The 25,347-nt window shown below is 66.6% G+C and carries 28 protein-coding genes; 6 read left to right on the top strand and 22 right to left on the bottom strand.

Going from position 1 to position 25,347, the window contains the following annotated elements:
- The first annotated feature begins 2 nt into the window (after positions 1-2).
- Genes lysS through AC3A6R_RS07745 form a run of 3 tightly spaced genes read left to right on the top strand, consistent with a single transcriptional unit; the run spans position 3 to position 3,354 of the window.
- Entirely contained in the window at positions 3-1,574 is a 1,572-nt protein-coding gene (gene lysS / locus AC3A6R_RS07735) for a lysine--tRNA ligase (protein WP_487864186.1), read from the top strand.
- Positions 1,571-2,839: an Hsp70 family protein gene (locus AC3A6R_RS07740; RefSeq protein ID WP_487864187.1), complete on the top strand. Its 1,269-nt coding sequence runs from the start codon at positions 1,571-1,573 to the stop codon at positions 2,837-2,839. The genes lysS and AC3A6R_RS07740 overlap by 4 nt, the downstream gene beginning before the upstream one ends.
- Positions 2,836-3,354 carry a M48 metallopeptidase family protein gene (locus tag AC3A6R_RS07745; RefSeq protein WP_487864188.1) on the top strand — a complete coding sequence of 173 codons (519 nt, stop codon included), beginning with the start codon at positions 2,836-2,838 and terminating at the stop codon, positions 3,352-3,354. The genes AC3A6R_RS07740 and AC3A6R_RS07745 overlap by 4 nt, the downstream gene beginning before the upstream one ends.
- Here AC3A6R_RS07745 and nagZ read toward each other — a convergent pair.
- The 22 genes from nagZ to AC3A6R_RS07855 all read right to left on the bottom strand — a co-directional run bounded on the left by nagZ (position 3,351) and on the right by AC3A6R_RS07855 (position 22,807).
- A complete protein-coding gene (gene nagZ, locus AC3A6R_RS07750) occupies positions 3,351-4,463 on the bottom strand; it encodes a beta-N-acetylhexosaminidase (protein ID WP_487864189.1) in 1,113 nt (370 codons plus the stop codon). The genes AC3A6R_RS07745 and nagZ overlap by 4 nt on opposite strands.
- Entirely contained in the window at positions 4,460-4,852 is a 393-nt protein-coding gene (gene acpS / locus AC3A6R_RS07755; RefSeq protein ID WP_487864190.1) for a holo-ACP synthase, read from the bottom strand. Before acpS ends, nagZ begins: the two co-directional genes overlap by 4 nt.
- Positions 4,849-5,610, bottom strand: a complete 762-nt coding sequence (locus AC3A6R_RS07760) for a pyridoxine 5'-phosphate synthase (RefSeq protein ID WP_487864191.1) — start codon at positions 5,608-5,610, stop codon at positions 4,849-4,851. Before AC3A6R_RS07760 ends, acpS begins: the two co-directional genes overlap by 4 nt.
- Positions 5,607-6,383 (bottom strand): DNA repair protein RecO, encoded by a 777-nt coding sequence (gene recO, locus AC3A6R_RS07765; protein WP_487859604.1) that lies wholly within the window; start codon positions 6,381-6,383, stop codon positions 5,607-5,609. The genes AC3A6R_RS07760 and recO overlap by 4 nt, the downstream gene beginning before the upstream one ends.
- 1 nt (position 6,384) lies before the next feature.
- Positions 6,385-7,353 (bottom strand): GTPase Era, encoded by a 969-nt coding sequence (era, locus tag AC3A6R_RS07770; protein ID WP_487859603.1) that lies wholly within the window; start codon positions 7,351-7,353, stop codon positions 6,385-6,387.
- 7 nt (positions 7,354-7,360) lie between these two features.
- Positions 7,361-8,047: a ribonuclease III gene (gene rnc / locus AC3A6R_RS07775; protein ID WP_487859602.1), complete on the bottom strand. Its 687-nt coding sequence runs from the start codon at positions 8,045-8,047 to the stop codon at positions 7,361-7,363.
- Positions 8,048-8,064: 17 nt separating this feature from the next.
- On the bottom strand, positions 8,065-8,436 hold the full coding sequence (locus AC3A6R_RS07780; protein WP_487859601.1) for a DUF4845 domain-containing protein: 372 nt from the start codon (positions 8,434-8,436) through the stop codon (positions 8,065-8,067).
- Between the two features lie 30 nt (positions 8,437-8,466).
- Entirely contained in the window at positions 8,467-9,432 is a 966-nt protein-coding gene (gene lepB, locus AC3A6R_RS07785; protein WP_487859600.1) for a signal peptidase I, read from the bottom strand.
- A gap of 8 nt (positions 9,433-9,440) precedes the next feature.
- The gene (gene lepA, locus AC3A6R_RS07790; RefSeq protein ID WP_487859599.1) at positions 9,441-11,252 is read right to left on the bottom strand and encodes a translation elongation factor 4; all 1,812 of its coding nucleotides are present in this window, start codon (positions 11,250-11,252) and stop codon (positions 9,441-9,443) included.
- Between the two features lie 522 nt (positions 11,253-11,774).
- Positions 11,775-13,283: a DegQ family serine endoprotease gene (locus tag AC3A6R_RS07795; protein ID WP_487864192.1), complete on the bottom strand. Its 1,509-nt coding sequence runs from the start codon at positions 13,281-13,283 to the stop codon at positions 11,775-11,777.
- 97 nt (positions 13,284-13,380) lie between these two features.
- The gene (locus AC3A6R_RS07800) at positions 13,381-14,445 is read right to left on the bottom strand and encodes a MucB/RseB C-terminal domain-containing protein (protein ID WP_487864193.1); all 1,065 of its coding nucleotides are present in this window, start codon (positions 14,443-14,445) and stop codon (positions 13,381-13,383) included.
- 22 nt (positions 14,446-14,467) lie between these two features.
- Positions 14,468-15,142 (bottom strand): sigma-E factor negative regulatory protein, encoded by a 675-nt coding sequence (locus AC3A6R_RS07805; protein ID WP_487859596.1) that lies wholly within the window; start codon positions 15,140-15,142, stop codon positions 14,468-14,470.
- A 17-nt stretch (positions 15,143-15,159) separates the two neighbouring features.
- Positions 15,160-15,834, bottom strand: a complete 675-nt coding sequence (gene rpoE / locus AC3A6R_RS07810; protein ID WP_487859595.1) for an RNA polymerase sigma factor RpoE — start codon at positions 15,832-15,834, stop codon at positions 15,160-15,162.
- 9 nt (positions 15,835-15,843) lie between these two features.
- Positions 15,844-16,326: a hypothetical protein gene (locus AC3A6R_RS07815; protein WP_487859594.1), complete on the bottom strand. Its 483-nt coding sequence runs from the start codon at positions 16,324-16,326 to the stop codon at positions 15,844-15,846.
- Between the two features lie 13 nt (positions 16,327-16,339).
- Positions 16,340-17,584, bottom strand: coding sequence for a beta-ketoacyl-ACP synthase II (gene fabF / locus AC3A6R_RS07820; protein WP_487859593.1), 1,245 nt, complete (start codon positions 17,582-17,584; stop codon positions 16,340-16,342).
- Between the two features lie 99 nt (positions 17,585-17,683).
- Positions 17,684-17,923 (bottom strand): acyl carrier protein, encoded by a 240-nt coding sequence (gene acpP, locus AC3A6R_RS07825; RefSeq protein WP_007830471.1) that lies wholly within the window; start codon positions 17,921-17,923, stop codon positions 17,684-17,686.
- 98 nt (positions 17,924-18,021) lie between these two features.
- On the bottom strand, positions 18,022-18,765 hold the full coding sequence (fabG, locus tag AC3A6R_RS07830) for a 3-oxoacyl-ACP reductase FabG (RefSeq protein WP_487859592.1): 744 nt from the start codon (positions 18,763-18,765) through the stop codon (positions 18,022-18,024).
- A 29-nt stretch (positions 18,766-18,794) separates the two neighbouring features.
- Positions 18,795-19,745, bottom strand: a complete 951-nt coding sequence (gene fabD, locus AC3A6R_RS07835; RefSeq protein ID WP_487859591.1) for an ACP S-malonyltransferase — start codon at positions 19,743-19,745, stop codon at positions 18,795-18,797.
- A 54-nt stretch (positions 19,746-19,799) separates the two neighbouring features.
- Positions 19,800-20,777 (bottom strand): beta-ketoacyl-ACP synthase III, encoded by a 978-nt coding sequence (locus AC3A6R_RS07840; RefSeq protein WP_487859590.1) that lies wholly within the window; start codon positions 20,775-20,777, stop codon positions 19,800-19,802.
- Positions 20,777-21,871 carry a phosphate acyltransferase PlsX gene (gene plsX / locus AC3A6R_RS07845; protein ID WP_487859589.1) on the bottom strand — a complete coding sequence of 365 codons (1,095 nt, stop codon included), beginning with the start codon at positions 21,869-21,871 and terminating at the stop codon, positions 20,777-20,779. Before plsX ends, AC3A6R_RS07840 begins: the two co-directional genes overlap by 1 nt.
- A gap of 61 nt (positions 21,872-21,932) precedes the next feature.
- Complete coding sequence (gene rpmF / locus AC3A6R_RS07850) at positions 21,933-22,115, bottom strand: 50S ribosomal protein L32 (protein ID WP_007830466.1); 183 nt, start codon at positions 22,113-22,115, stop codon at positions 21,933-21,935.
- 125 nt (positions 22,116-22,240) lie between these two features.
- A complete protein-coding gene (locus AC3A6R_RS07855; RefSeq protein ID WP_487859588.1) occupies positions 22,241-22,807 on the bottom strand; it encodes a YceD family protein in 567 nt (188 codons plus the stop codon).
- Positions 22,808-22,843: 36 nt separating this feature from the next.
- Between AC3A6R_RS07855 and AC3A6R_RS07860 the strand changes: the two genes are divergently transcribed.
- The 3 genes from AC3A6R_RS07860 to AC3A6R_RS07870 are packed head-to-tail and all read left to right on the top strand — an operon-like array spanning position 22,844 to position 25,334.
- A complete protein-coding gene (locus AC3A6R_RS07860) occupies positions 22,844-23,425 on the top strand; it encodes a Maf family protein (protein ID WP_487859587.1) in 582 nt (193 codons plus the stop codon).
- Positions 23,422-24,183, top strand: a complete 762-nt coding sequence (locus tag AC3A6R_RS07865; protein ID WP_487859586.1) for an SAM-dependent methyltransferase — start codon at positions 23,422-23,424, stop codon at positions 24,181-24,183. The genes AC3A6R_RS07860 and AC3A6R_RS07865 overlap by 4 nt, the downstream gene beginning before the upstream one ends.
- 2 nt (positions 24,184-24,185) lie before the next feature.
- Complete coding sequence (locus tag AC3A6R_RS07870; protein ID WP_487859585.1) at positions 24,186-25,334, top strand: MFS transporter; 1,149 nt, start codon at positions 24,186-24,188, stop codon at positions 25,332-25,334.
- Positions 25,335-25,347: the final 13 nt, after the last annotated feature.

The following is a 25,347-nucleotide window of genomic DNA, read 5'->3' on the forward strand; positions in this document are numbered from 1 at the left end:
CCATGTCCGATCACCTGACTCCCCCCATTCCCACGCCCGCCGCAGTAGCGCCCGCCGCACCGGCCGCCGACGACAACCAGCTCATCGCGGAGCGCCGCGAAAAGCTCAAGCTGCTGCGCGCCGCGCAGGCCGAGGGCAAGGGCGTTGCATTTCCCAACGACTTCAAGCCCGGCCACCGTGCCGCCGCGCTCGTCGAGGCGCATGGCGCCGTCGAAGCCGAGGCGCTCGAAGCGAAGGCCGTGGCCGTGAGCGTGGCGGGGCGCATGATGCTCAAGCGCGTGATGGGCAAGGCCAGCTTCGCGACCCTGCAGGACGCCACCGGCCGCATCCAGCTCTACGTGACGCGTGACGCGGTTGGCGAGGAGGTCTATGCGGACTTCAAGCGCTGGGACCTCGGCGACATCGTCGGCGCCGAAGGCACGCTGATGAAGACCAAGACCGGCGAGCTGTCGGTCAAGGTGACCACGCTGCGCCTGCTCACCAAGAGCCTGCGTCCGCTGCCCGACAAGTTTCACGGCATGGTCGACCAGGAGCAGAAGTACCGCCAGCGCTATGTCGACCTGATCACCGACGAAACCGCCCGCGTGCGCTTCACCGCGCGCAGCAAGGCCGTGAGCGCGCTGCGCGAGTTCATGGTGGCGAACGACTTTCTCGAGGTCGAGACGCCGATGCTGCACCCGATTCCGGGCGGCGCGAACGCCAAGCCGTTCAAGACGCACCACAACGCGCTCGACCAGGAGATGTTCCTGCGCATCGCGCCCGAGCTGTACCTGAAGCGCCTGATCGTCGGCGGCTTCGAGCGCGTGTTCGAGATCAACCGGAGCTACCGCAACGAAGGCATCTCGGTACGGCACAACCCCGAGTTCACGATGATGGAGTTCTACGCGGCCTACTGGAACTACCGCGACCTGATGGACTTCACCGAGACGCTGATCCGCACCATCGCCGACAAGGCCGTAGGCACCCAGCAGCTCACCTACCAGGGAAAGCCGGTCGACCTGACGCAGCCCTTCGAGCGGCTGACGATCCGCGAGGCGATCCTCAAGTACACCGACGCCGCGGACGTGGCGCAGGGCGTGGACGACAGCGCGTGGCTGGTCAACGCATTGCGCAAGCTCGGCTTCAGCGAAGAAAAGGACAAGCTCTCGCAGCGCAGCCTCGCGAGCCTGCAGGTCATGTACTTCGAAGAGACGGTGGAAGAAAAGCTCTGGCAGCCCACCTTCATCATGGAACACCCGACCGAGATCTCGCCGCTGGCACGCGCCAACGACGACCGGCCCGAGGTCACCGAGCGCTTCGAGCTCTACATCACCGGGCGCGAATTCGGCAATGGCTTCAGCGAGCTCAACGATGCCGAGGACCAGGCCGCGCGCTTCAACGCGCAGGTGGCCGCCAAGGACAGCGGCGACGATGAAGCCATGTACTACGACCACGATTTCGTGCGGGCGCTCGAGTACGGCATGCCGCCCACCGGCGGCTGCGGCATCGGCATCGACCGGCTGATGATGCTGCTGACGGATTCACCGAGCATCCGCGACGTGATCCTGTTCCCGGCGCTGCGCAGGGAAGCTTGAGCGTGCGTTCCCCGTCGTCGCTGCCGACGATCGGCATCGACTTCGGCACCTCCAATTCAGCCGTCGCCTGCCGCATCGACGGCGCGGTGCGGCTGCTGCCGGTCGAGGGCACCGCGACCACGCTGCCGACCGCGATCTTCTTCAACGCCGAGGACCGCAGCACCCACTTCGGCCGCGATGCCATTGCGCTGTACCTCGCGGGCGTAGAAGGCCGACTGATGCGCTCGCTCAAGAGCCTGCTGGGCAGTCCGCTGATGCAGGAGAAGACCGCCATCTACGACGGCCTTGTGAGCTTCGAAGACATCATTGCGCGTTTCCTGCGCGAGCTCGCCGTCCGTGCGGGCCGCGAGCTGGGGCGCACGCCCGAGCGCGTGGTGATCGGGCGCCCGGTTCATTTCGTCGACGGCGATGCGAAGCGCGACGAGCGGGCCGAGGAGAGCCTGCGCCACGCAGCGCGCGCGGCGGGCTTCAATGACATCGCGTTCCAGCTCGAGCCGATCGCGGCGGCCTTCGACTACGAGCAGCGCATCGCCAAGGAATCGCTGGTGCTGATCGTCGACGTCGGCGGCGGCACCTCCGACTTCACGGTCGTGCGCGTCAGCCCCGAGCGTGCGGAGCGCGACGACCGCAGCGGCGACGTGCTCGCCACCAGCGGCGTGCACATCGGCGGGACCGATTTCGACCAACGCCTCAACCTCGACCGCGTGATGCCCGCATTCGGATTCCGCCACACCGGCGCGCAGGGCCGCGAAGTGCCGAGCAAGGTCTTTTTCGACCTGTCGTCCTGGCACCTGATCAATTGGCTCTATGCCGCCAAGGCGCTGCGGCAGGCGAAGGATTTGCGTTCCAGCTACGCCGACACGCGGTTGCACGACCGGCTCATGACGGTGCTCGAGGAGCGGCACGGCCACCGGATCGCCAGCGAGGTCGAGCAGGCGAAGATCGCCGCCTCGGTGCAGGACGCAAGCGCCGAGATCGACCTGTCGTGCGCCGAGCGCAACCTGTCGGCCTCGCTCTCGCCCGCCGACATGGCGCAGCAGCTGTCGTCCCTGCTCGACGACGTGGTCGCCTGCGCACATGCCTGCGTGCGGCGCGCGGGCCTGCGCAGCGGCGACCTCGACGCGATCTACCTGACCGGCGGCTCCTCGGCCTTGCGGCCGTTCCAGCAGGCGCTGCGCAAGAGCTTTGCCGGCGTGCCGCTGGTCGAGGGCGATCTGTTCGGCGGCGTGGCCACCGGGCTCGCCTGCGCCGGATCGGCTGCATGAAGTACCTCGCGGGCTATCCCCCCGCGTTGCTGGCGCAGGTCCAGCAGCTCGTGGCGACCGACGGGCTGGGGCCCCTGCTGCAGAAGCGCTATCCGGGGCCGATGCACGACGTGCAGACCGACCGCGCGCTCTACGAATACGTGAGTGCGCTCAAGAACGACTTCATGCGCAAGGCCCCGCCGCTGTCGAAGGTGGCATTCGACAGCAAGCTCCATGTGATCCGCAACGCACTCGGCACGCACACCACCGTCTCGCGCGTTCAGGGCAACAAGCTCAAGGCCAAACGCGAAATCCGCGTCGCGACCCTGTTCAGGGAAGTGCCACTCGAATGGCTGCGCATGATCGTGGTGCATGAACTCGCGCACATGAAGGAGCGCGAGCACGACAAGAGTTTCTATGCGCTGTGCGAGCACATGGCGCCCGACTACCACCGGCTGGAATTCGACGTGCGGCTTTACCTGACGCACCTGGAGACGGGCGGCGAACGCCTGTGGGCGAATCCGCTCGCAGGCTAGACGCCCTGCGCAGCGGCCAGCTCCGCCTTCGCCAGCACTTGCCGGGCGTGCCGGTACCCTGGCGATCCGGCCAGCGCCTGCCAACCGAGCGGCGAAGCACCGGGGAGCAGCGCCCGCCGCCGCGCCTCGCTGGCCGCATCGGGGTGCCAGCGTCCCGTCCTCGCTGCCGACTGGAAACCGTCGAGCAGCCCATCGAGCGCCGCACCATCGCCGACGCTCTGGTTGCAAAGCATCGCAAGATCGCAGCCCGCATCGAGCGCCGCAAGTGCCGCGTCGGCGTAGCTCAGCAGTTCGCCGTCGATGTAGCGCCCCGCTTCCATGCTCAGGTCGTCACTGAAGATGGCGCCGTCGAAGGCCAGCCGCTCGCGCAGCACATCCTTCAGCCATTTGCGCGAGAACCCCGCGGGTCGCTTGTCGACCTTGGGATAGATCACATGCGCGGGCATCACGGCCGTGAGCGTGCCGGCGAGCCATTCGAACGGTCGCGCGTCGTCCGCGAGGATGGCCTTGAGGCCGCGCCGGTCGACCGGAATCTCGACGTGCGAATCGGCCTTGACGAAACCGTGTCCCGGAAAGTGCTTGCCGCAGTTGGCCATGCCGGCCTGCAGCATGCCGTGTGCCACACTCTTGGCCAACATGGCCACCACGCGCGGATCGCGGTGGAAGCTGCGGTCGCCGATCACGCCGCTGCCGCCGTGGTCGAGGTCGAGCACCGGCGCGAAGCTGAAGTCGACATCGCAGGCGCGCAGCTCCGCGGCCAGCACCTGCCCTGCCGCGGTCGCGGCCTGGGTGGCGCGCATGGCATCGCGCATCCACAGTTCGCCCAGCGCCCGCATCGACGGCAGGCGCGTGAAACCGTCAGTGCGAAAGCGCTGGACCCGGCCACCTTCGTGGTCCACGCAAATCAGCAGGTCGGGCCGGATGGCCTTCAACTCGGCGTTGAGCGCGGTCATCTGGGCACGGTCGTGCCAGTTGCGGGCGAAATGGATCACGCCACCCACCAGCGGATCGCGCACGCGGCGGCGGTCGGCATCGGTGAGTTCGGTGCCCGCCACGTCGATGATCAGCGGCGCATGGCCGCCGTTGCGCGGCGCCCTTGCGGCCGTCATGCCTTCTCCACCACGACGAAGCTCGCCGCATAGTCGGTCTCGTCGGTCACGGTGACGTGCGCCGTGAGGCCCTGGGCCTCGAACCACCGCTTGAGTTCGCCATGCAGCACGATCACCGGCTTGCCGCTTCGCAGGTTCGCGATCTCGCACAGGCGCCAGCTCATCGGCATGCGCATGCCCATGCCGATCGCCTTGCTGAATGCCTCCTTGGCGGAAAAGCGGGTGGCGAGATAGCTCAGGCCGCGCTTCGGCCAGCGCGCGCTGCGGCCCTTCCAGACCACGAATTCGGCCTCGCTCAGCACGCGCTCGGCAAAACGCTCGCCCTGGCGCTCGAAGGTCGCGGCGATGCGCCGCACGTCGCAGATGTCGGTGCCGATGCCGTAGATCATGACGCGTCGGCGATGCAGCGCAGGTAGGCCCGCGTGGTGGCGGCATAGCCGAGCTCGAGCGCATCGGCGATGAATGCATGGCCGATCGAGACCTCGTGCACACCGCGCACGGCGCGCAAGAAAGGCGTGAGGTTGTCGCGGCTAAGGTCGTGCCCGGCATTGACTCCCAGGCCGGCGGCCTGCGCCGCGCGCGCCGCTTGGGCGTAGCGCGCAAGCACGGCCTCTTCGCCGGCGGTGCCGCGCGCAGCGGCATAGCCCTCGGTGTACAGCTCGACGCGGTCGGCGCCCACGGCTTTGGCCGCGGCCATCATCTCGGGAATCGGGTCCATGAAGAGGCTCACGCGCACGCCGAGCGCACGCGCTTCGGCAATCACCGGGCGCAGGCGCTCGGCGTCCTCCGGGAAGCTCCAGCCGTGGTCGCTGGTCGACTGCGTTTCGCTGTCGGGCACGAAGGTGGCCTGGTGCGGCTTCTGTTCGCGCACGAAGTCCATCAGGTTGTGGAACGGGTTGCCTTCGATGTTGAACTCGATGGCCGGCCACTTTGCGGCGAGCAGTGCCGCCAGGTCGTGCACGTCGTGCGCGCGTATGTGGCGCGCGTCGGGCCGCGGATGCACCGTGATGCCCTGCGCGCCGGCCGCGAGGCAGGCCTCGGCGGCGGCCACCACGCTCGGAATGCCGAGCTGGCGGGTGTTGCGCACCAGCGCTACCTTGTTGAGATTGACCGACAGCGAGGTGGTCGTTGGGCCGGAAGTGCTCATAGGGCTTGCAAATCTCTCATCATCTGCCGCGTACGCAGCGTGGACACACCGCAATGGTAGTTGAGCAGAGGGCGCAGCTGGTTTCTCAACGCACCGTTGCTGCCGGCGTCCAGATTCGCGATCTCGCGCAGCGTGGCCGTGAACGGCGCCCGGTCGTCGAGCACGGCCTGCAGCGACCGCCAGTCGGTGCCGCGCAGCGCCGCTTCGCCGCCGGCCGCAAGCCGGAGGCCGGCTTCGGGCACCAGACTGTAGTGCGCGTCGGCCGAGAGCGGCTCGAGCGTCAGCGTCTGGACATCGAGCGAAGGCAGCAAGCCCACTTCACGCAGCAGCAGCAATTCGAAGGCGCGCAGCGCCGCGGCCTGGGTGGCCGCCTGCGCACCGGCATGGTCGCCGGCAAGCACCTGCACCACGCCGGCATAGGCGTCGAACAGCGCTTCGTGGGGATCGTCGCGCGCGAGCAGGCGCAGCAGCAGCTCGTTGACGTAATAGCCCGAGAGCAGCGCCTCGCCCGTGGGCATGACATGGCCGCCCATCCATTCGGCACCTTTAAGGGTGCGGATCTCGGCGTCGCCGCCGTAGTTGAGCTGCAGTGGCTGCAGCGGCAGCAGCACCGGCCTGAAATTGGAACTCGGCCGCTTCGCGCCCTTGGCCACCAGCGCGATGCGCCCGTGGTGCCGCGTGAAGACCTCGAGGATCAGGCTCGACTCGCTCCAGTCGTAGCGGTGGAGCACGTACGCCGGTTCGTGCGAAACGCGGTGGGCAGCCGTCGCCACTTCATTCGTAGCCGAAGGAGCGCACGCGGGCTTCGTCGTCGGCCCAGCCGGAGCGCACCTTCACCCACAGCTCGAGGAAGACCTTCGCGTCGGCGAGTTTTTCGAGCTCGACCCGCGTTTCCATGCCGATGCGCTTGATGCGCTCGCCTTTGTCGCCGATGACCATGGCCTTGTGGCCGTCGCGCTCGACGACGATGGTCGCGGCGATGCGCAGCAGGCGCTTCTGCCCCTTCTTCTGCGGCGGCTCTTCCTCGAACTTGTCGATGATGACCGTCGAGGTGTAGGGCAGCTCATCGCCGGTCAGACGAAACAGTTTCTCGCGCACCAGCTCGCCCGCGAGGAATTTCTCGCTGCGGTCGGTCAGTTCGTCCTCGGCGTAGAACCAGGGCTGCTCGGGCAGGTATTTCTCGCAGACGCCGAACAGGCGCTCGACGTCCTTGGCATTCTTGGCCGACATCGGCACGAATTCGGTGAAAGCGTGCTTCTGCTGCATCTGCTGCAGCCAGGGGGCGATGTCGCCGCGGCGGTGCACGTTGTCGAGCTTGTTGGCGAGCAGCACCGTGGGAATGCCCTTGCCGAGCAGCTTGAGCACGCGCTCGTCGGCGGGCGTGAAGCTCCCGGCCTCGACCACGAAGAGGATCAGGTCCACGTCGCCCACGGCCCCCTGCACGGTCTTGTTGAGCGACTTGTTGAGCGCGTTGGCATGCAGGGTCTGGAAGCCCGGCGTGTCGACGAACACGAACTGCGTCGCCCCCCGCGTGCGCATGCCCGTGATGCGGTGCCGCGTGGTTTGCGCCTTGCGCGAGGTGATGCTGATCTTCTGGCCGACCAGCGCATTGAGCAGCGTCGACTTGCCCACGTTGGGCTTGCCGACGATGGCCACCAGCCCGCAGTGCTGCGGACCGCTTGCGTTCGGACCGGCCGGAGGCTCCGGGGCGTCTGCTGCTGCTGAGTCGATTACGTCGTTCATTCTGGTTTCACGCGGCGCCGCGTGCCTTGAGCCGGATCAACATGGCCGCCGCGGCGGCCTGCTCGCCGGCGCGGCGCGAGCCACCGATGCCGCGCTCGCGCAGGCCCAGCTCCGGCACTTCGCACTCGACATCGAAGGTCTGCTTGTGCGCTGCGCCGAGCGTGTCCACCACGCGATACGCCGGCAACTTCATTTTGTGGCCCTGGAGCCATTCCTGCAATTCGGTCTTCGGGTCTTTGGCCGCAGCCTGCATTCGCGGATTGATCTCGACCGCGTCGTAGAGCCGATGCACCAGCGCCTCGGCGGCGGCGAAGCCGGCGTCGAGGTAGACCGCGCCGATCAGCGCCTCGAGCGCGTCGGCCAGGATCGAGGGCCGGTTCGGGCCACCCGAGCGTGCCTCGCCTTCCCCGAGCCGCAACAGCGGCGACAGCGCCAGGTCGACCGCCAGCTGGTGCAGCGTGTCCTGCTTGACCAGATTGGCCCGCACGCGGGAAAGGTCGCCCTCGGGCAGCGCCGAAAGCCGGATGTAGAGCAGGTGCGAAACCGCGAGGTTGAGCACCGAGTCGCCGAGGAACTCGAGGCGCTCGTTGTGGTCGGCGGAGAAGCTGCGGTGCGTCAGCGCGAGCTGAAGCAGCCGCGGGTCCGAGAACGAATGCTGGAGGCGCTCCTGCAGCGCAACGAGGCCACCGTCCACCTTGCGTGTCGCCGCGTTCAGCGGGCCTCGCCCTTGTACTTGAGCACCAGGTAGGCCGGGCCGAACAACGGGATCTCGCGCTCGTAGGCATACGAGACGACCACCCGGTCGCCTTCCTTGCGGATGTCGAGGTCCTTGCCGGAGACCGACTTGAAGTCGTCGATCGCCTGCGCCCGGTCGAAGATTGCGCGCACTTCGGGCACCGTGGTGCCTTCCTTGGCCTTGTTGGCGGCCTTGTTGATGGCCTGGTATTCGATCAGCGTCGGAATGACCTGCGCGACCACGACGCCCACGCACGCCAGCACCACGGCCACGAAGACCAGGCCGAGGAACGAAATGCCGCGCTGCCGCGAAGCCCCGGCGCTGCGGATGAATGGATTCGACTTCATATCCCTAACCCCCTCGAGTATCTCGATTGCTTATTGGAACGGACCGATGCGACCCAGGTCTCCGAAATTCATCCACACGAAGAACGCTCGTCCGACGATGTTCTTGTCGGGCACGAAGCCCCAGAAACGCGAGTCGGCCGAATTATCGCGGTTGTCGCCCATCATGAAGTAGTTGCCGGCGGGCACCTTGCACACCACGCCCTCCACCGAATAGCGGCAATTCTCGCGAAACGGGAAATCGGTCACACCTTGCACGAAGGCCGGGCCGGCATCGTCGTTGAGCAGGCGGTGCTGCTTGCTGCCAAGGTCTTCGCTGAACTGCTTCAGCAGCCGCATCGATTCGCTGTCGAGATAGTCGGGCAGCGGCTGCTTGGGTACCGGTTGGCCGTTGATGGTGAGCTTCTTGTTGAGGTAGGCGACCTCGTCGCCCGGGATGCCGACCACGCGCTTGATGTAGTCCATGCTCGGCTTGGGCGGATAGCGGAAGACCACCACGTCGCCGCGGGCCAGCGGCGTGCCCTCGGTGATCTTGGTGTTGATGACCGGCAGGCGCAGGCCATAGGTGAACTTGTTGACCAGGATCAGGTCGCCGGTCAGCAGCGTCGGCATCATCGAGCCCGAGGGAATCTTGAAGGGTTCGTACAGGAACGAACGCAGCAGAAACACCACCAGGATCACCGGGAACAGCCCGGCCGTCCAGTCGAGCCACCACGGCTGCATCAGCAGGCGCTCGCTCGCCTTCGGGTCCACCGTGTCGACCTGCGTGATGCCCTGGCCGGCGAGGCGCGCGTTGCGCTCGGCGAGCGACTCCTCGAGCGCCGCAGCGGCGCGCTCGCGCCGGGGCAGGAAGTAGAAGCGCTCGGCCAGCCAGTACAGGCCGGTGACCACCGTGGCCAGGAACAGCAGCAGCGCGAAGTTGCCTTCGAGCGCACCAAAGTACCAGGCACCGACGTAGCCGACGAAGGCCGCGAGTACCACTGAAGTAATGAATGCCATGTTTGAGATCAGTCTTCGACTTGCAGAATCGCGAGGAAGGCCTCTTGCGGGACCTCGACGGAGCCGATCTGCTTCATTCTTTTCTTGCCCGCCTTCTGCTTCTCGAGCAGCTTCTTCTTGCGGGAGATGTCGCCGCCGTAGCACTTGGCCAGCACGTTCTTGCGCAGCGCCTTGATTGTCTCACGCGCAATGATGTTGACCCCGATGGCAGCCTGGATCGCAACGTCGAACATCTGGCGCGAAATGATCTCGCGCATCTTCGATACCACCGCCCTGCCGCGGTATTGCGACTGGCTGCGGTGCACGATGATCGACAGCGCGTCGACCTTCTCGCCGTTGAGCAGGATGTCGACCTTGACCACGTCCGACGCCCGGTACTCCTTGAACTCGTAGTCCATGGAGGCGTAGCCCCGGCTGACCGACTTCAGCTTGTCGAAGAAGTCGAGCACGATCTCGCCGAGCGGCATCTCGTAGGTCAGCATGACCTGGCGGCCGTGGTAGGCCATGTTCAACTGCACGCCGCGCTTCTGGTTCGCGAGCGTCATGACCGCGCCGACATATTCCTGCGGCATGTAGAGATGAACGGTCACGATCGGCTCGCGGATCTCGCTCATCTTGCCGACTTCGGGCATCTTGGACGGGTTCTCGACCATGATGACCTCGCCGTCGTTGCGCACCACCTGGTACACCACGCTTGGCGCGGTGGTGATCAGGTCCTGGTCGAACTCCCGCTCCAGCCGCTCCTGCACGATCTCCATGTGCAGCAGGCCGAGGAAGCCGCAGCGGAAACCGAAGCCCAGAGCCTGACTCACCTCGGGCTCATAGCGCAGCGACGAATCGTTGAGCTTGAGCTTCTCGAGCGCATCGCGAAGCGAGTCGTACTCGCTGGCCTCGGTCGGATAGAGCCCGGCAAACACCTGCGGCTGGATTTCCTTGAAGCCCGGCAGCGCCTCGGTGGCCGTGGCCCCCGCGCCGCCCGTGCCCGACTTGATCAGCGTCACGGTGTCGCCGACCTTGGCAGCCTGCAGTTCCTTGATGCCCGCGATGATGTAGCCCACCTCGCCCGCCTCGAGCGACGCGCGCGGCTCGGTGGCCGGCGTGAAGACGCCGATGTTGTCGGCGTTGTACATGGCGCCCGAGGCCATCATCTTGATGCGCTCGCCCTTGACGAGCCGTCCATCCACCACGCGCACCAGCATGACGACACCAACGTACGCATCGAACCAGCTATCGACGATCATCGCGCGCAGCGGACCGTCGGGATTGCCGCGCGGCGCGGGCATGCGCTTGACGATCGTCTCGAGGATCTCGTCGATGCCCACGCCGGTTTTCGCCGAGCAGGGAATCGCGTCGGTCGCATCGATGCCGATCACGTCTTCGATCTCGGTGCGCGCGTTGTCGAGGTCCGCGTTCGGCAAGTCGATCTTGTTCAGCACCGGCACCACCTCGACACCGAGATCGAGCGCGGTGTAGCAGTTGGCCACCGTCTGCGCTTCGACACCTTGCGATGCGTCGACGACGAGCAGCGCACCTTCGCATGCGGAGAGCGAGCGACTCACTTCGTACGAGAAGTCGACGTGGCCCGGCGTGTCGATCAGATTGAGGTTGTAGACCTGTCCATCGCGCGCCTTGTAGTGCAGTGCTGCGGTCTGCGCCTTGATGGTTATCCCACGCTCTTTTTCGATGTCCATCGAGTCGAGAACCTGCGCTTCCATTTCGCGCTCCGCGAGGCCGCCGCAACGCTGGATCAAGCGGTCTGCGAGCGTCGACTTGCCGTGGTCGATGTGCGCAATGATCGAGAAATTTCTGATGTGATTCATCAACGGGAACGCTTAAGTACTTGAATTGGCTCGTGCGCAGAGTGCGACAGGCAAGAAAAAAGGGCGCGTCTTCTGGAGACGCGCCCTGAACCAACAAGCAATGGCAACTGCAGTAGTTGGAACTTCATTGTAGGCAAAAAGGGAAGCGCGTACATCCAGGGACAGGGTCGAAACGGGTCGTTGCGGGTCCACAACATCAAAGATATTAACAACTTATCCACAAGATCGGTGGAGCACTCCATGAACAACATGTGGGCGATCTGTGGAGCGCCGGTGGACTGCTGCAGGACATCTCGCATGGTGGAGGAAACCCACCTCCTTATGCACTGACCTACCGCCCAGCGTTCACTATTCTACCGAAATTCGTCCTAAGGCTCGATTTAAGTTAGTTTTCACTAACAAAATCAACTCTTTTCACCCCATTAACTTTTTTTGAAACCAGGCGCTCGAACGTCGCAAACACCTCAAAAAAAGGGCCCCAAACCCGAGTGAAGGGTGGGGCCACTTGACGGCTGGGCCGGATCAGCGTGCGGGCCGGATCAGTGCGTATTGCGCCCACTCGCCGCGGCGGAACAGCACACTGAGTGGCTTGCTCTTGTCGGCCTTGGCGATCGCGGCCTCAAAATCCTTCACGCCCGAGACCTCGATGTTCCCGACGGCAAGGATCACGTCGCCTTCGCGGAGCCCGGCCCGCGCCGCGGCATCGCTCGCAGCTTCGATGCGCACGCCACCGCGCATCTTCAGCTCTTTCTTCTGCGCTTCGGTCAGGTCGGTGACCGTCAAGCCCAACGCCTTGCCGGCTGCCGAGGGTTTGCCTTGCGGCTCTTCGCTCTCCTGCGGGCGTTTGCCGGCGGGCTTGGCTTCAGGGTCGCCTTCGGCCACCGTGATCGACAGCTCGCGCGCGCTGCCGTTGCGGAAGACGCTCAGCGTGCTCTTGATGCCCGGCTTGGTGCTCGCGACCGAGCGCGACAGATCGGTCGGCGTCTCGATGACCTTGTCGCCGTACTTGGTGATGATGTCGCCCGGACGCACGCCGGCCTTGTCGGCCGCCGAACCCGGCACCACGCTGCTCACGACCGCCCCACGCGCCTTGCCAAGGCCGAGGGATTCGGCCACGTCCTTCGACACCGTGCCGATGGTCACGCCGATGAGGCCGCGCGACACGCGGCCGGTGGTGCGCAGCTGGTCGCTGACACGGATCGCCTCGTCGATCGGGATCGAGAACGAAATGCCCATGTAGCCGCCCGAGCGCGAGTAGATCTGGCTGTTGATACCGACCACTTCGCCGCGCAGGTTGATCAGCGGGCCACCCGAATTGCCGGGGTTGATCGCCACGTCGGTCTGGATCAGCGGCACCAGGTCGCCGGTGTCGCGCTGCTTCGCGCTCACGATGCCGGCCGTCACGGTGTTCTCGAGGCCGAAGGGCGAACCGATCGCCATGACCCATTCGCCGACGCGCAGCTTCGAGATGTCGCCCACCTTCACCGCGGGGAGGCCCGCGGCCTCGATCTTGACCACGGCAACGTCGCTGCGCTTGTCGGCGCCGATCAGCTTGGCCTTGAACTCGCGCTTGTCGGTCAGGGTGACGATGATCTCGGAAGCATCCTCGATCACGTGCGCATTGGTCATCACGTAGCCGTCGGCGCTCAGGATGAAACCCGAACCCACGCCGCGCGGACGCTCTTCCTCCTGCGGCGGGCGGTTCGGGCGCGGGCCGGGGCGCGGGTTGCCGGGCAGCGGCTGGCCGAAGAAACGGCGAAAGAACTCCTGCATCTCCTCGTCCATTTCCCCGCCACCGCTACCGCCGCCACGCGTGACCTTCTCGACCGTGCGGATGCCGACCACCGCGGGGCCGACCTGCTCGACGAGGTCTGCGAAATCGGGCAGACCGCGCGCTTGCGGCATCTGGGGCACCTGCGGTGCCTGCGCATGAGCCGGCGCGGCGGGCAATAGCGCTGCTGCGCCGGTGAATGCCATGCCGAATGCGAAGAGATAGGAACGAACCTGGTGTCCCTCGACTTTGAACATCATCGGTTTTCTTTCAAAAGAACAGAGCGGCAAAAAGTAGAAGAGCTATGGAGTCTGCAATGCCAACTTGGTTCAGCACCGGCCGTGGGACAGTTCCACTTCAGCGCGTGCGTGCAAGACTCTGGGCAAATGCGTTGAGCGTCTGCTGCGGCACCTCGCCCACTGCCGTGAGCCACCAGTCGCTCACCGGCTCCGGCAGCCGCCGGCGAATCGCATTGGTGGCACCGATGGTCAACACGCCGTCGCGGGGCGCGCGCTTTTCATCGTAGCGTTCGATGAAAAGCGAGACCGAAGCGAGGCCATCGGAAAACGTCCACTGGACGGTGCGTTCCTGCGCACTCTTGTCGCCCGCGGGGCGGCGGTAGAAGCTGCGCGGCCGGAAGCCCGCGACGGGTGTCTTGAGCGTCCAGCCCTCGTCATGCGCGCTGCTGCGCTCGAGTTCGAGCTTCTCGACGCGGTAGCCACTGGTGTTGGACATCATCTGCAGCAGCGCCTGCGCCTTGATCGGTGCATCGAGCTGGAGTTCGGAGAACGCCGACTGCTCCACCACGCGGGAGTCGTTGTCGACGGTCTGGAGCTTCACGAGCAGGCCGGAGCGGCGCTCGCTCCAGATGCGGTAGCCGAAGCGCAGGCCATCGTGTGGCACGAGCTGCACCACGTCGGTGTCGAAACCAGCCACGCGGTCCTTGCCGAGCGCCCGCACCTCGTAGAAGTCGCCGATCGACGAATCGGGCTTGTCCGGCAGGTTGGGGAACAGATCGAAGTTCTCGCGCTTCTCGACCTTCACGACCTTCGCCTCGGGCAGGAAGGTCATGACATGGTGGTTGCGCCTGAAGGTGGAGCGCGGCGGCCCCGACAAGGCCTCGATGCGCTCGATCTGCATCTCGCCGTCGCGCACATGCCAGATGCGCGCGCTCGACAGATTGCCGCCCGCGGCCGACACCACGAAGGTACCAATGTAGTTGCGCTGCCGTGCCCCCGAGTGCATGCGCTGCAGCCACTCGACAACGCCCAGCGACGGCGGCGCGTCACCGGCCTGTGCCGAGGCCGCACCTTTGGGGTTCGCCGCCGCGGGCCGGGTCTGGGCGACCGCCGCATGGGCCAGGCAAAAGGCAGCGATCACCAGCGCAAACGCGCGAGCGGAGGTGGGCATCGGAACGGTCATCGAGCGTGGCGATCGGCGCACATCAGCGCGAAGGGCCTTCGAAAGTCGCATTGCGCAGGAACCCCGAGGGCATCTGAGATGCGCCGCCGGCCTGCTGATGCGCCTCGAGCAACTGGTCGAGTCGCGGATCGCGCAGCATCACTTGCGGGTTGCCGTTGCCGACCAGCACGCGCGTCGACGCCCGCGCGGTCGGGGCGGCATTCGCGGCGCCGTTCGCACCCGCTGTGGCCACCACGGACGCTGCGCCCGGCTGCGGCTGCGTTGCCGCGAGTTGAGCGCCCGGCGCCTGCACGGCAGCGCCGTTGCCGACCAGGGTCCAGCTGATGGCCGCGACCGCCATCAGCGACGCGGCACCGGCGACGAGTTTCCAGCGGAACACCGGCTCGTTGGCCGCGTCCGCCTTGCGACGAACCGCAGGCACCGACGTAGCGGGCGCCACGGGCACCGCGGCCGGCCGCACCACCAAGGGCTCGGCCGCCAGGCGCCGCTGGAAGCGCGTCAGGAAGGCGTCGGTGTCGGTGCATGGCGAATGGGCGCCCGAGCGCAGCACGTCGCCCACGAGATGGTAGGCCTGCCAGGCGCCGCGGGCGTCTTCCTGCGCGCAGACCGCTTCGATGGCCAGCGCCAGGTCCTCGCTTTGCAAATGACCGTCCGCGAGTGCGGACACTTGTTCACGAACCGTCATGCTCTGATTCATTTCATTCACCTGCTTACCTACCACCGCTTGCCGGATTGGTTGTCCAGCATCGGCTTGACCTTGGCCGAAATGGCCTCACGCGCTCTGAAGATACGCGAGCGCACCGTGCCGATGGGGCAATTCATGACCTCGGCAATCTCTTCGTAACTCATGCCCTCGATCTCGCGCAGGGTCACAGCCTGACGCAGTTCGGCTGGCAGCGCATCCATGGCCATCTCGACCACGCGGGCGATTTCGTTGGCCGCCAGCACCGATTCGGGGGTTTCGTCGGTGGTTGGTTCGTTTCCCGGACGGTAAGTTTCATCGTCGTCGTCAGAAGACGGGCGCAGGGCGCTTTCCGAGATGGTCGGATCGCGCTTCATGTCGACCAGCGCCTTCTTGGCGGTGTTGACCGCGATCCGGTAGAGCCAGGTGTAGAACTGCGCGTCGCCGCGAAACTGATGCAACGCGCGATAGGCCCGGATGAAGGTCTCCTGCGCGATATCCTCGACCAGGTCGACATCGCGCACCATGCGCCCGATCAGGCGCTCGATCCGGCGTTGGTACTTGATGACCAGAAGTTCGAAGGCTTTCTGGTCGCCGGCCACGGTGCGCTGGACCAGTTGCAAGTCGACCTCCCCCGGCCGCGGCGCAGCGGCGACTCCCTCGGGCAAGCCCGAGTCCGGTGGCACTGGCGGCACGGAAGTGGTCATCTGGAAGGTTCAGGGCCCATCGGCATGGGCGGTCGCCCGCCACGGCTCACCGGCGGTCGAACCCGACGGGGCGCGCGAATATACCGCACGGCGCAGGTCGCGCCAGCGCTCGGGCATGGCACTGTGCTCGGCCCACACCCAGCGCACCGACCGACCCGGCTCGGCCAGCCTGATCAGCAGCAGTGATTGCAGGTCGAGCGCCACGGCCGCGCGCGCCGCAACAACCGCCCGGCCGGTCTCCGCGCCCGCCAGCGTCCAGTGACGCCCGTCGAAACGCAGTTCGGCCGCAGCGTCGCCTCGCAGCGCGAGCGCGGCAGCACCGCCCGAGAACAGCACGCTCAGCACCAGGAGCACCTGGCGCCAGCCCGCGCCGTCAAAAAAATAGCAGGACACGCCGGCGCAGCACGCACCCAGTGCCCACGCCGCGATCAGGATCCGGGCTGCACCGCGCGAGCGCCCGACCGGATAGATCACCGACGGCGCGCTGTGCATGAAAGAGCAATGCTCAAACGCGCTTGAACACCAGCGTGCCGTTGGTGCCGCCGAAGCCGAAGTTGTTCTTGACCGCGACATCGATCTTCAGATCGCGCGCCTCGTTGGCGCAGTAGTCGAGATCGCACTCCGGATCCTGGTTGAAGATGTTGATGGTCGGCGGGCTCTTCTGATGATGCAGCGCGAGCACTGTGAACACCGACTCGATGCCGCCAGCGCCGCCCAGCAGGTGGCCGGTCATCGACTTGGTGGAGTTCACGATCAGCTTCTTCGCATGGTCGCCGAAGGTGTTCTTGATCGCGTTGGTCTCGTTCAGGTCGCCCAGCGGCGTGGAAGTGCCATGCGCATTGAGATACTGCACCTCGTCGGCGTTGACCCCCGCATTGGCGAGCGCCATCGACATCGACCGGCGTGGTCCGTCGACATTGGGCGCCGTCATGTGATACGCGTCGGCGCTCATGCCGAAGCCCGAAACCTCGGCGTAGATCTTGGCGCCGCGCGCCTTGGCGTGCTCGTACTCCTCGAGCACGACCACCCCGGCGCCCTCGCCGAGCACGAAGCCGTCGCGGTCCTTGTCCCACGGGCGCGAGGCCGTGGCGGGATCGTCGTTGCGCGTCGAGAGTGCGCGCGCCGCCGCGAAGCCGCCGATGCCCAGCGGCGAGACGGTCGATTCGGCGCCGCCCGCGACCATCACGTCGGCATCGCCGTACTCGATCATGCGGGCCGACAGGCCGATCGCATGCAAGCCGGTGGTGCAGGCCGTGACGACCGCGATGTTCGGCCCCTGGAAGCCGTACTTGATGGAGACGTGGCCCGAGATCATGTTGATGATCGAGGCCGGCACGAAGAACGGCGACACGCGGCGAGGGCCGCGGTTCACGAGCTCCCCGTGCGTTTCTTCGATCATCGGCAACCCGCCGATGCCCGAGCCGATGTTGCAGCCAATGCGCGTCGCCTCTTCGGGCGAAAGCGCATCGTTGGTCTGGATACCGCTGTCCTGCACGGCCTGGATGGCCGCGGCAAGGCCGAGATGGATGAAGCGGTCCATGTGACGCGCTTCCTTCTCGGAAATGTATTGGGTGATGTCGAAACCCTTCACCTCGCCTGCGAACTTGCAGGCGAAGGCGCTTGCATCGAAGGCGGTAATGTTCGCAATGCCCGACTTCCCGGCCAACAGGTTGGCCCAGGATTCGGTTGCGGAGTTTCCGACAGGAGCGATGCAACCGAGTCCGGTCACGACGACGCGGCGTTTGGTCATGCCGGCAAACCTTTCTGGAAGCGTGGAGCAGCTGCCGATCGGCGCTTGCGGTTCAGTGAAGAAAAGCCGCCAGGCGCCGTCGCAGCATCAATTGGCCGATCAGGCCTTTTGATTCTTGGTGGCGTAGTCGACGGCGTTTTGCACCGTGGTGATCTTTTCGGCATCTTCGTCGGGGATCTCGATGCCGAACTCGTCTTCGAGTGCCATCACGAGTTCGACCGTGTCGAGCGAGTCAGCGCCGAGGTCGGCCACGAAAGCCTTTTCATTCGTCACTTGAGACTCTTCCACGCCGAGCTGCTCGGCGATGATTTTCTTGACACGTGCTTCGATATCGCTCATTTGGTTCCCTCTGAGGGTTGTAGGTAACAGTGGATTTTAGCCGGGCGCATTGTGGCATTTGCCGTGCGTCCGGTACGGGAAAACATTGCGCCTTTCGGCTACATGTGCATGCCGCCGTTGACGTGCAGCTCCTGCCCCGTCACGTACGACGCCTGAGGCGATGCGAGGTAGGCCACCGCATGCGCGATGTCGGCCGGCTTGCCCAGGTGCCCGAGCGGGATCTGCTGCAGCAGCGCCTGCTGCTGGGCTTCGGGAAGGCTGGCCGTCATGTCGGTTTCGATGAAGCCCGGCGCGACGCAGTTGACCGTGATGTTGCGGCTGCCGAGTTCGCGCGCGAGCGCGCGGGTCATGCCGGCAACGCCGGCCTTGGCGGCCGCGTAGTTCGCCTGGCCGGCATTGCCGGCGGCGCCCACCACGCTCGTGATGCTGATGATGCGGCCGTAGCGCTGCTTCATCATCGGGCGGATCACCGCGCGCGAAAGCCGGAACACGGCTTTCAGATTGGTGTCGAGTACCGCATCCCAGTCTTCGTCCTTGAGGCGCATGGCCAGCGTGTCGCGCGTGATGCCGGCGTTGTTGACCAGCACGTGGATCGCGCCATAAGCCTTGACGATCTCGTCGATGAGCGCTTCGACGGCCGCCCCGTCGTTCACGTCGAGCGCACGGCCGCGGCCGTCGAACGCGCTCAGGGCCGACGTGATCTTGGCCGCGCTGTCGTTGGTGGTGCCAGTGCCGACCACCTTGAGACCGCGCTGCGCGAGTTCGAGCGCGATTGCCGCGCCGATGCCGCGCGATGCGCCGGTGACCAGGGCAACCTGCCCTTCGAATTTTGGAATGCTCATAAAAGGAGTATCGGGCCTTGGGCCGCTCATCAGGCGAGCAGTTGACGGGTGTCTGCGAGCGTGGCCGGGTCGTACACCGACGCGGCTTCGAGTTCGGGGGCGATGCGCTTGACCGTTCCGGCCAGCACCCGGCCGGGCCCGCACTCGATGATGGCGGCGACACCGCGCAGTTTCAAGGCCTGGACGCTCTCGACCCACCGCACCGGACCGGCGGCCTGGCGCACCAGGGCCTCGCGGATGCGCTCGGGCTCGGTTTCCACCGCCACGTCGATGTTGTTGAGCACCGGAATTTGCGGCGCGGCCAGCCTGATCGTGCTGAGCTTCTCGCGCAGCGCCTCGGCGGCGGGCTTCATCAGGCTCGAATGGAACGGTGCCGACACCGGCAGCAGCAGCGCGCGCTTGGCGCCGCCCGCCTTGAGCAGCTCACAGGCCTTGTCGACCGCGGCCTTGCTGCCGGCGATAACCGTCTGCATCGGATCGTTGAAGTTCACCGCCTCGACGATTTCGGCACTGCCCGCGCCGAAGGACGCGTTGGCCTCGGCGCAACCAGCGATCACCTTCGAGGCCTCCATGCCGAGGACCGCCGCCATCGCACCTGCGCCCACCGGCACGGCCTGCTGCATGGCCTTGGCGCGGAACCGCACGAGCGGCGCAGCCTGCGCCAGCGTGAGCACGCCCGACGCCACGAGTGCCGAATACTCGCCCAGCGAATGCCCCGCCACGACCGCAGGGGCCGCGCCGCCCTCGGCGAGCCAGGCACGCCAGGCGGCCACGCCAGCCACCAGCATCACGGGCTGGGTGTTGGTGGTGAGCGCCAGCTCTTCCTTGGGACCGTTCTTGATCAGCGCGCCGATGTCTTCGCCGAGCGCTTCGGACGCCTCGCGCAAGGTCTCGGTCACGGCCGGATGATCGCCCCAGGCGTCGAGCATGCCGACGGCCTGAGAGCCCTGGCCGGGAAAGACAAAAGCAAAGGATTTCATTGTTTTTTATGGCGCATGCGAACGCCGCGGTACGCGACTGCGGACGGCGGCATGCTATAGATTCAGTAGCACCGCACCCCAGGTGAAGCCACCGCCCACGCCTTCAAGCATGAGCGTCTCGCCTTTCTTCACCCTCCCGGACCGCACGGCCTCGTCGAGCGCCAGCGGGATCGAGGCGGCCGACGTGTTGCCGTGCTCGTTGACCGTGACGACAAGCTTCTCGAGCGGCAGCTTGAGCTTCTTCGCCGTGCCTTCCATGATGCGGATGTTCGCCTGGTGCGGAATCAGCCAGTCGATGTCGGCTTCGGTCTTGCCGGCCTTCGCGAGCGTGGTACGGGCGGCTTCCTCGAGCACGCGCACAGCGAGCTTGAAGACGGCCTGACCGTCCATGTGCAGCAGCGGTGTGCCGAGCACGTTGCCGCCCGACACATGGCCGGGCACGCACAGGATGCCCACGTGCTTGCCATCCGCATGCAGATCGCTCGCGAGAATGCCGGGCTCCTCGCTGGCCTCGAGCACCACCGCGCCCGCGCCGTCGCCGAACAGCACGCAGGTGGTGCGGTCGTTGAAATCGAGGATGCGCGAGAAGACCTCGGCGCCCACCACCAGCGCGCACCGTGCCGTGCCGGTGCGGATCATCGCGTCAGCCACCGTAAGGGCATAGACGAAGCCGCTGCAGACCGCCTGCACGTCGAAGGCCGGGCAGCCGGCAATGCCAAGCTTGTTCTGGAGGATCGCGGCCGACGACGGAAACACCATGTCCGGCGTCGAGGTCGCGACGATGATCAGGTCGATCTCTTCCGCCTTGCGGCCTGCCGCCTCGAGGGCGTGCCGGGCCGCTTCAAGGGCGAGGTCGCTGCTCGACACCTCCGGTGCCGCGAAGTGGCGCGCGTGGATGCCGGTGCGCTCGACGATCCACTGATTGGAGGTCTCGACGCCGCGCAGCGCCAGTTCACTGGCGAGGTCGTCGTTGGTCACCCGGCGCGGTGGCAGGTAGCTGCCGGTGCCGGTGATGCGTGAATATGGGCTCATCAAGCGTGAAGGGCCGTCGCGTCCTGGGACACCGCGGGCTCCTGCCGCGCGAGCAATGGCGCGGCGTGGGCAATGCGGGCCCGCACGCGATCGAGCAGGTTGTTGCGAGCGGCATCATAAGCGCGATCGAGCGCATGGCCGAAAGCCACTTCGTCAGCCGAGCCATGGCTCTTGAAAACCAGCCCGCGCAGGCCAAGCAGGGCCGCGCCGTTGTAGCGGCGGTGGTCAAGGCGGCTTTTGAACGCTTTTAGGACCGGATAGGCTGCAATTGCAGCCATCTTGGTGAAGACATTGCGGGAAAATTCGACCCGAATGAAATCGCCAATCATCGAAGCCACGCCTTCGCTGGCCTTGAGCGCCACGTTCCCGACGAAGCCGTCGCATACGACGATGTCCGTGGTGCCTTTGAAAATGTCGTTGCCCTCGACGTTGCCGTAGAAGTTGAGATCTTTCGAGTTGGCAGCAGTTCGCAGCAGTTGACTAGCCTTCTTGATGGTTTCGCTGCCCTTGATGGCTTCCTCGCCGATATTGAGCAGGCCCACCGATGGCGCCTCGTTGCCCGTGAGCGCGGAAACCAGGGCGGAACCGAGCACGGCGAACTGCAGCAGGTCCTCGGCATCGCAATCGACGTTGGCGCCCAGGTCGAGAACGGTCGTCGCGCCACCCTTCACGTTCGGCAGTTGCGGTGCGATCGCGGGGCGGTCGATACCGTCGAGCGTCTTGAGCAGGTAGCGCGCAATCGCCATCAAGGCGCCGGTGTTGCCGGCGGACACCGCCGCGTGCGCCGCGCCGTCCTTCACCTGCTGGATCGCCACGCGCATGGAAGAATCTTTCTTCTTGCGCAGCGCGATCTCGATCGGGTCGTCCATGCCCACCACTTCGCTGGCCGGCACGACGCGGGCGCGCGGATGCGCGGCGAAGCCCGCCAATGCGGCCGGCGCACCTACCAGCAGCAAGGAGGCCTCACTGTGCCGCTCGAGAAACGCGCGGCAGGCCGCGAGCGTGACGCGCGGCCCGTGGTCGCCTCCCATGCAATCGACGGCAAGCGTGATTGCGGAAGGCGCAGCAGTGGATTCGGGAGAAGACGTAGCCATCAAAACAAAGGCCCGACGCTACGGCAAAAGTAGCTTCGGGCCTCGGCCTTGGGATGCGAGATCAGGCTTCGGACTTGTTTTTGAGCACTTGCCGGCCACGGTAGAAACCGTTGGGGCTGATGTGGTGGCGCAGGTGCGTTTCGCCGGTGGTGGGCTCGACGGCGATACCGGGCACGACCAGCGCGTTGTGCGAACGGTGCATGCCACGCTTGGAAGGCGACTTCTTGTTTTGCTGGACGGCCATGATGGCTCCTGGACTGTGAGGTGAGTGATTGGATGCGCTCTCTTGCGGTGGCAATGATGAATGGCATTGCTGATCACGGCGGCGCGCGCGAAGCCCATGATTATAGCCCAGCTGGCGGATAAGGGCTACCCGCCCTCTTTGGGGCCACGCGGACGCAGCGCACCGAGCACCGCGAACGGGTTCGGCTTGGCCTCTTCCGCCGCCTTGAAATCGTCGTCGCTGGACGACAGCCGGACCGGCACGGGACAGACGTCATGCGCGGGCGTGACGGGAATTTCCATCAGCAGTTCGTCTTCGACGAGCGCGTGCAGGTCGAAGTCGCGGCTCATCGCGAGCACGTCTTCGTCGGCTTCCTCGTCCTCGGCCTCGGCCGTGGCCTCGTCGGCGACGAAACGGAACCATCGGCTCACCATGACCGGCGTCGCCACCGGCGTCAGGCAGCGCTGGCAAGTCAGGGGCAGCGTCGCTTCGGCGTCCAGGTGCAGCCAGGGCTCGGCCTTGCCGTCGGCGCCGGGACGCTCTTCGCCGCTGGCTGTCCAGCGCACGAGGGTGTCGGCTGCGGGGTCGGCCTCGGTCGCCAGCTCGGCCGCGAGCCGCACGTAGTTCGCAACCGGCTCGGCCGCTTCCAGCGTGGCGCCCGCGAGGGCAAAGCGGGCCACGTCGAGCCGTTCGGGGGCAAATTCTCTCTTCATCCTCACCAGTCTAGCGCGCTCACGCACAATCATCCCATGCAACGCCCCGTGATCCTTGCCTCGACCTCGCGCTACCGGCGCGAACTGCTTTCCCGCCTGCGCCTGCCCTTCGACGTGCAGCCGCCCGACGTCGACGAAACCCCGCGCGGCGGCGAGTCGCCCCGGGCGCTGGCCGAACGCCTGGCGCTCGAAAAGGCCCACGCGGTGGCGGCGCGCTTTCCCGAAGCCGTGGTGATCGGTTCCGACCAGGTGGCCGACCTGGCCGGCGAGGCGCTGGGCAAGCCGGGCGACCATGCGCGCGCGACCGCGCAGTTGCGGCGCATGCGCGGCCAGACGCTGGTGTTCCAGACGGCGGTGGCGGTGGTCTGCCACGCGAGCGGCTTCGTCCAGCACGACCTGGCGCCCGTTCGGGTGGTGTTCCGCGAGCTCACTGATGACGCGATCGAAAATTACCTGCAGGCCGAGCAGCCCTACGACTGCGCCGGGAGCGCCAAGAGCGAAGGCCTCGGCATCGCCCTGCTCGACGCCATCGACAGCGACGACCCCACGGCACTCGTGGGCTTGCCGCTGATCCGCACCTGCCGGATGCTGCGCGCCGCGGGAGTCGAACTCCTGTGACGCCGGGCAAGCTCTACCTCGTGCCCGCGCCACTCGACTTCGGCTGCGAATCGCAGGCGCCGCTGCAGGACGCGCTGCCGCTCGGAACCCTCCAGGTCGCCGCGGGCCTCACCCACTGGATCTGCGAGAACGCGAAGTCGGCGCGCGCCTACCTGAAGCGGATCGATGCGGTGGTGCCGCTGGCCGCGCCACTACAGGCGCAGGACATCCGCGAACTGCCGCGCGAAGTGCACAAGAAGGGCGACCATGCGGGCCAGTTCGACGCTCGGCCGCTGCTCGCCGCCGCGCTCGAAGGCCATGACATCGGACTGCTCAGCGAGGCGGGCATGCCGGCAGTGGCCGATCCCGGCTCGTCGGTGGCGCGGGCTGCGCACGATCTCGGCCTGGCCGTGGTCCCGCTCACCGGCCCGGTGTCGCTGCTGCTGGCGCTGGCGGCGAGCGGCCTCAATGGCCAGAACTTCGCCTTCGTCGGGTACCTGCCGCAGGATGCCGGCGAGCGCCAGGGCCGCATCCGCGATCTCGAGGCGCTGGCGCTGCGAACCGGCCAGACGCAGCTGTTCATCGAGACACCCTACCGCAATGCCGCACTCCTGCAGGCGCTGGTGCAGACGCTGCAGCACAACACGCGGCTCGCCGTCGCGCGCGGGCTGACGCTGGCCACCGCCGATGTTCGCAGCCAGACCGCGAAGACGTGGCGCACCCAGCCCAAGAGCACCGCGGACGAGCGCCTGCCGGCCGTGTTCGCGATCGGACGTTGACGATGAGGGTGACTGCCAGCCACCGCTGGGCCTCGCGCGCGCAGTTTTTCTCTTCCGGTTTCATCTTCGCGACCTGGGGCGTGCACGTGCCCACGGTCAAGGCGCACTACGGCATCGACGAGGCACAACTCGGCCTCGCCATGCTCGCGGCCGGCGCCGGCGCGATGTTCGGCCTCACGAGCGCAGGCCGATGGATCGGCCGCCACGGCGCCCGCCGCATGGCGGCTATTTGCGGCTGCATCTACGCGTTGCTGCTCGCGGGTCTCATCGCCATGCCGGGCTATTTCGCGCTGCTGGCGCTGCTGGCCGCCTTCGGGCTCGTCACCAGCGTGTTCGACGTTGCCATCAACACCGAGGCGGCCCAGCTCGAGCTGAAGGGCGGCAAGCCGCTGATGAGCGGCATGCACGGCATGTTCAGCCTCGGCGGCATGGCCGGCGCAGCAAGCGGCAGCGCCGCGCTGGCTGCCGGACTTGGGGCCCAGGCGCACCTGCTGTGGGTGGCGGCGGCGATGGTAGCTGCGGTCGCGATCGCCTCGACCCGCATGCTGCCGCCCGTTGCCGCTGTCGGCGACGCGGCCGCGCGCCATGGCTTCCGCCTGCCGCGCGGCACGCTCGCGGTGCTGGGCGTGCTCGCCGCGCTGGGCCTGATCGCCGAGGGTGCCATCTACGACTGGAGCGTGCTGTACATGCAGCAGGAGCTCCACAGCCCGCAGCAGCAGGCCGCACTGGCCTATGCGAGTTTTTCCGCAGCCATGGCGGCGGCGCGCTTCGGCGGCGACGCGCTGCGCGCCCGCTTCTCGCCCGCCGCCCTGCTGCTCGGCAGCGGCCTGCTCGCGGCCGCTGCCATGACGCTGGTGCTGTTGACGCACCTGCCGTGGGTCGCACTGCTCGGCTTCGCGGGCGTGGGCGTGGGCTTTGCGAACGTGGTGCCGATCCTGTTCGGCGCCTCGGCCCGCGTGCCCGGCGTGGAACCCGCCAGCGGCATTGCCGCGGTGTCGGCCGTGGCGTACCTGGGCTTCATGGCCGGGCCGGCGGTGATCGGGCTGCTGGCGCGCGCCAGTTCGCTGACGGCCGCGCTGTATGTGGTGGTGGCGTTCGCGGTGGCGCTCGCGGCCTCGGCGCGCTTCACCGAGCGCGGCACCCGGGCTTGATCGCGGCTTGATC

The sequence above is a fragment of the Variovorax sp. Soil_C_19 genome (assembly GCF_057657255.1).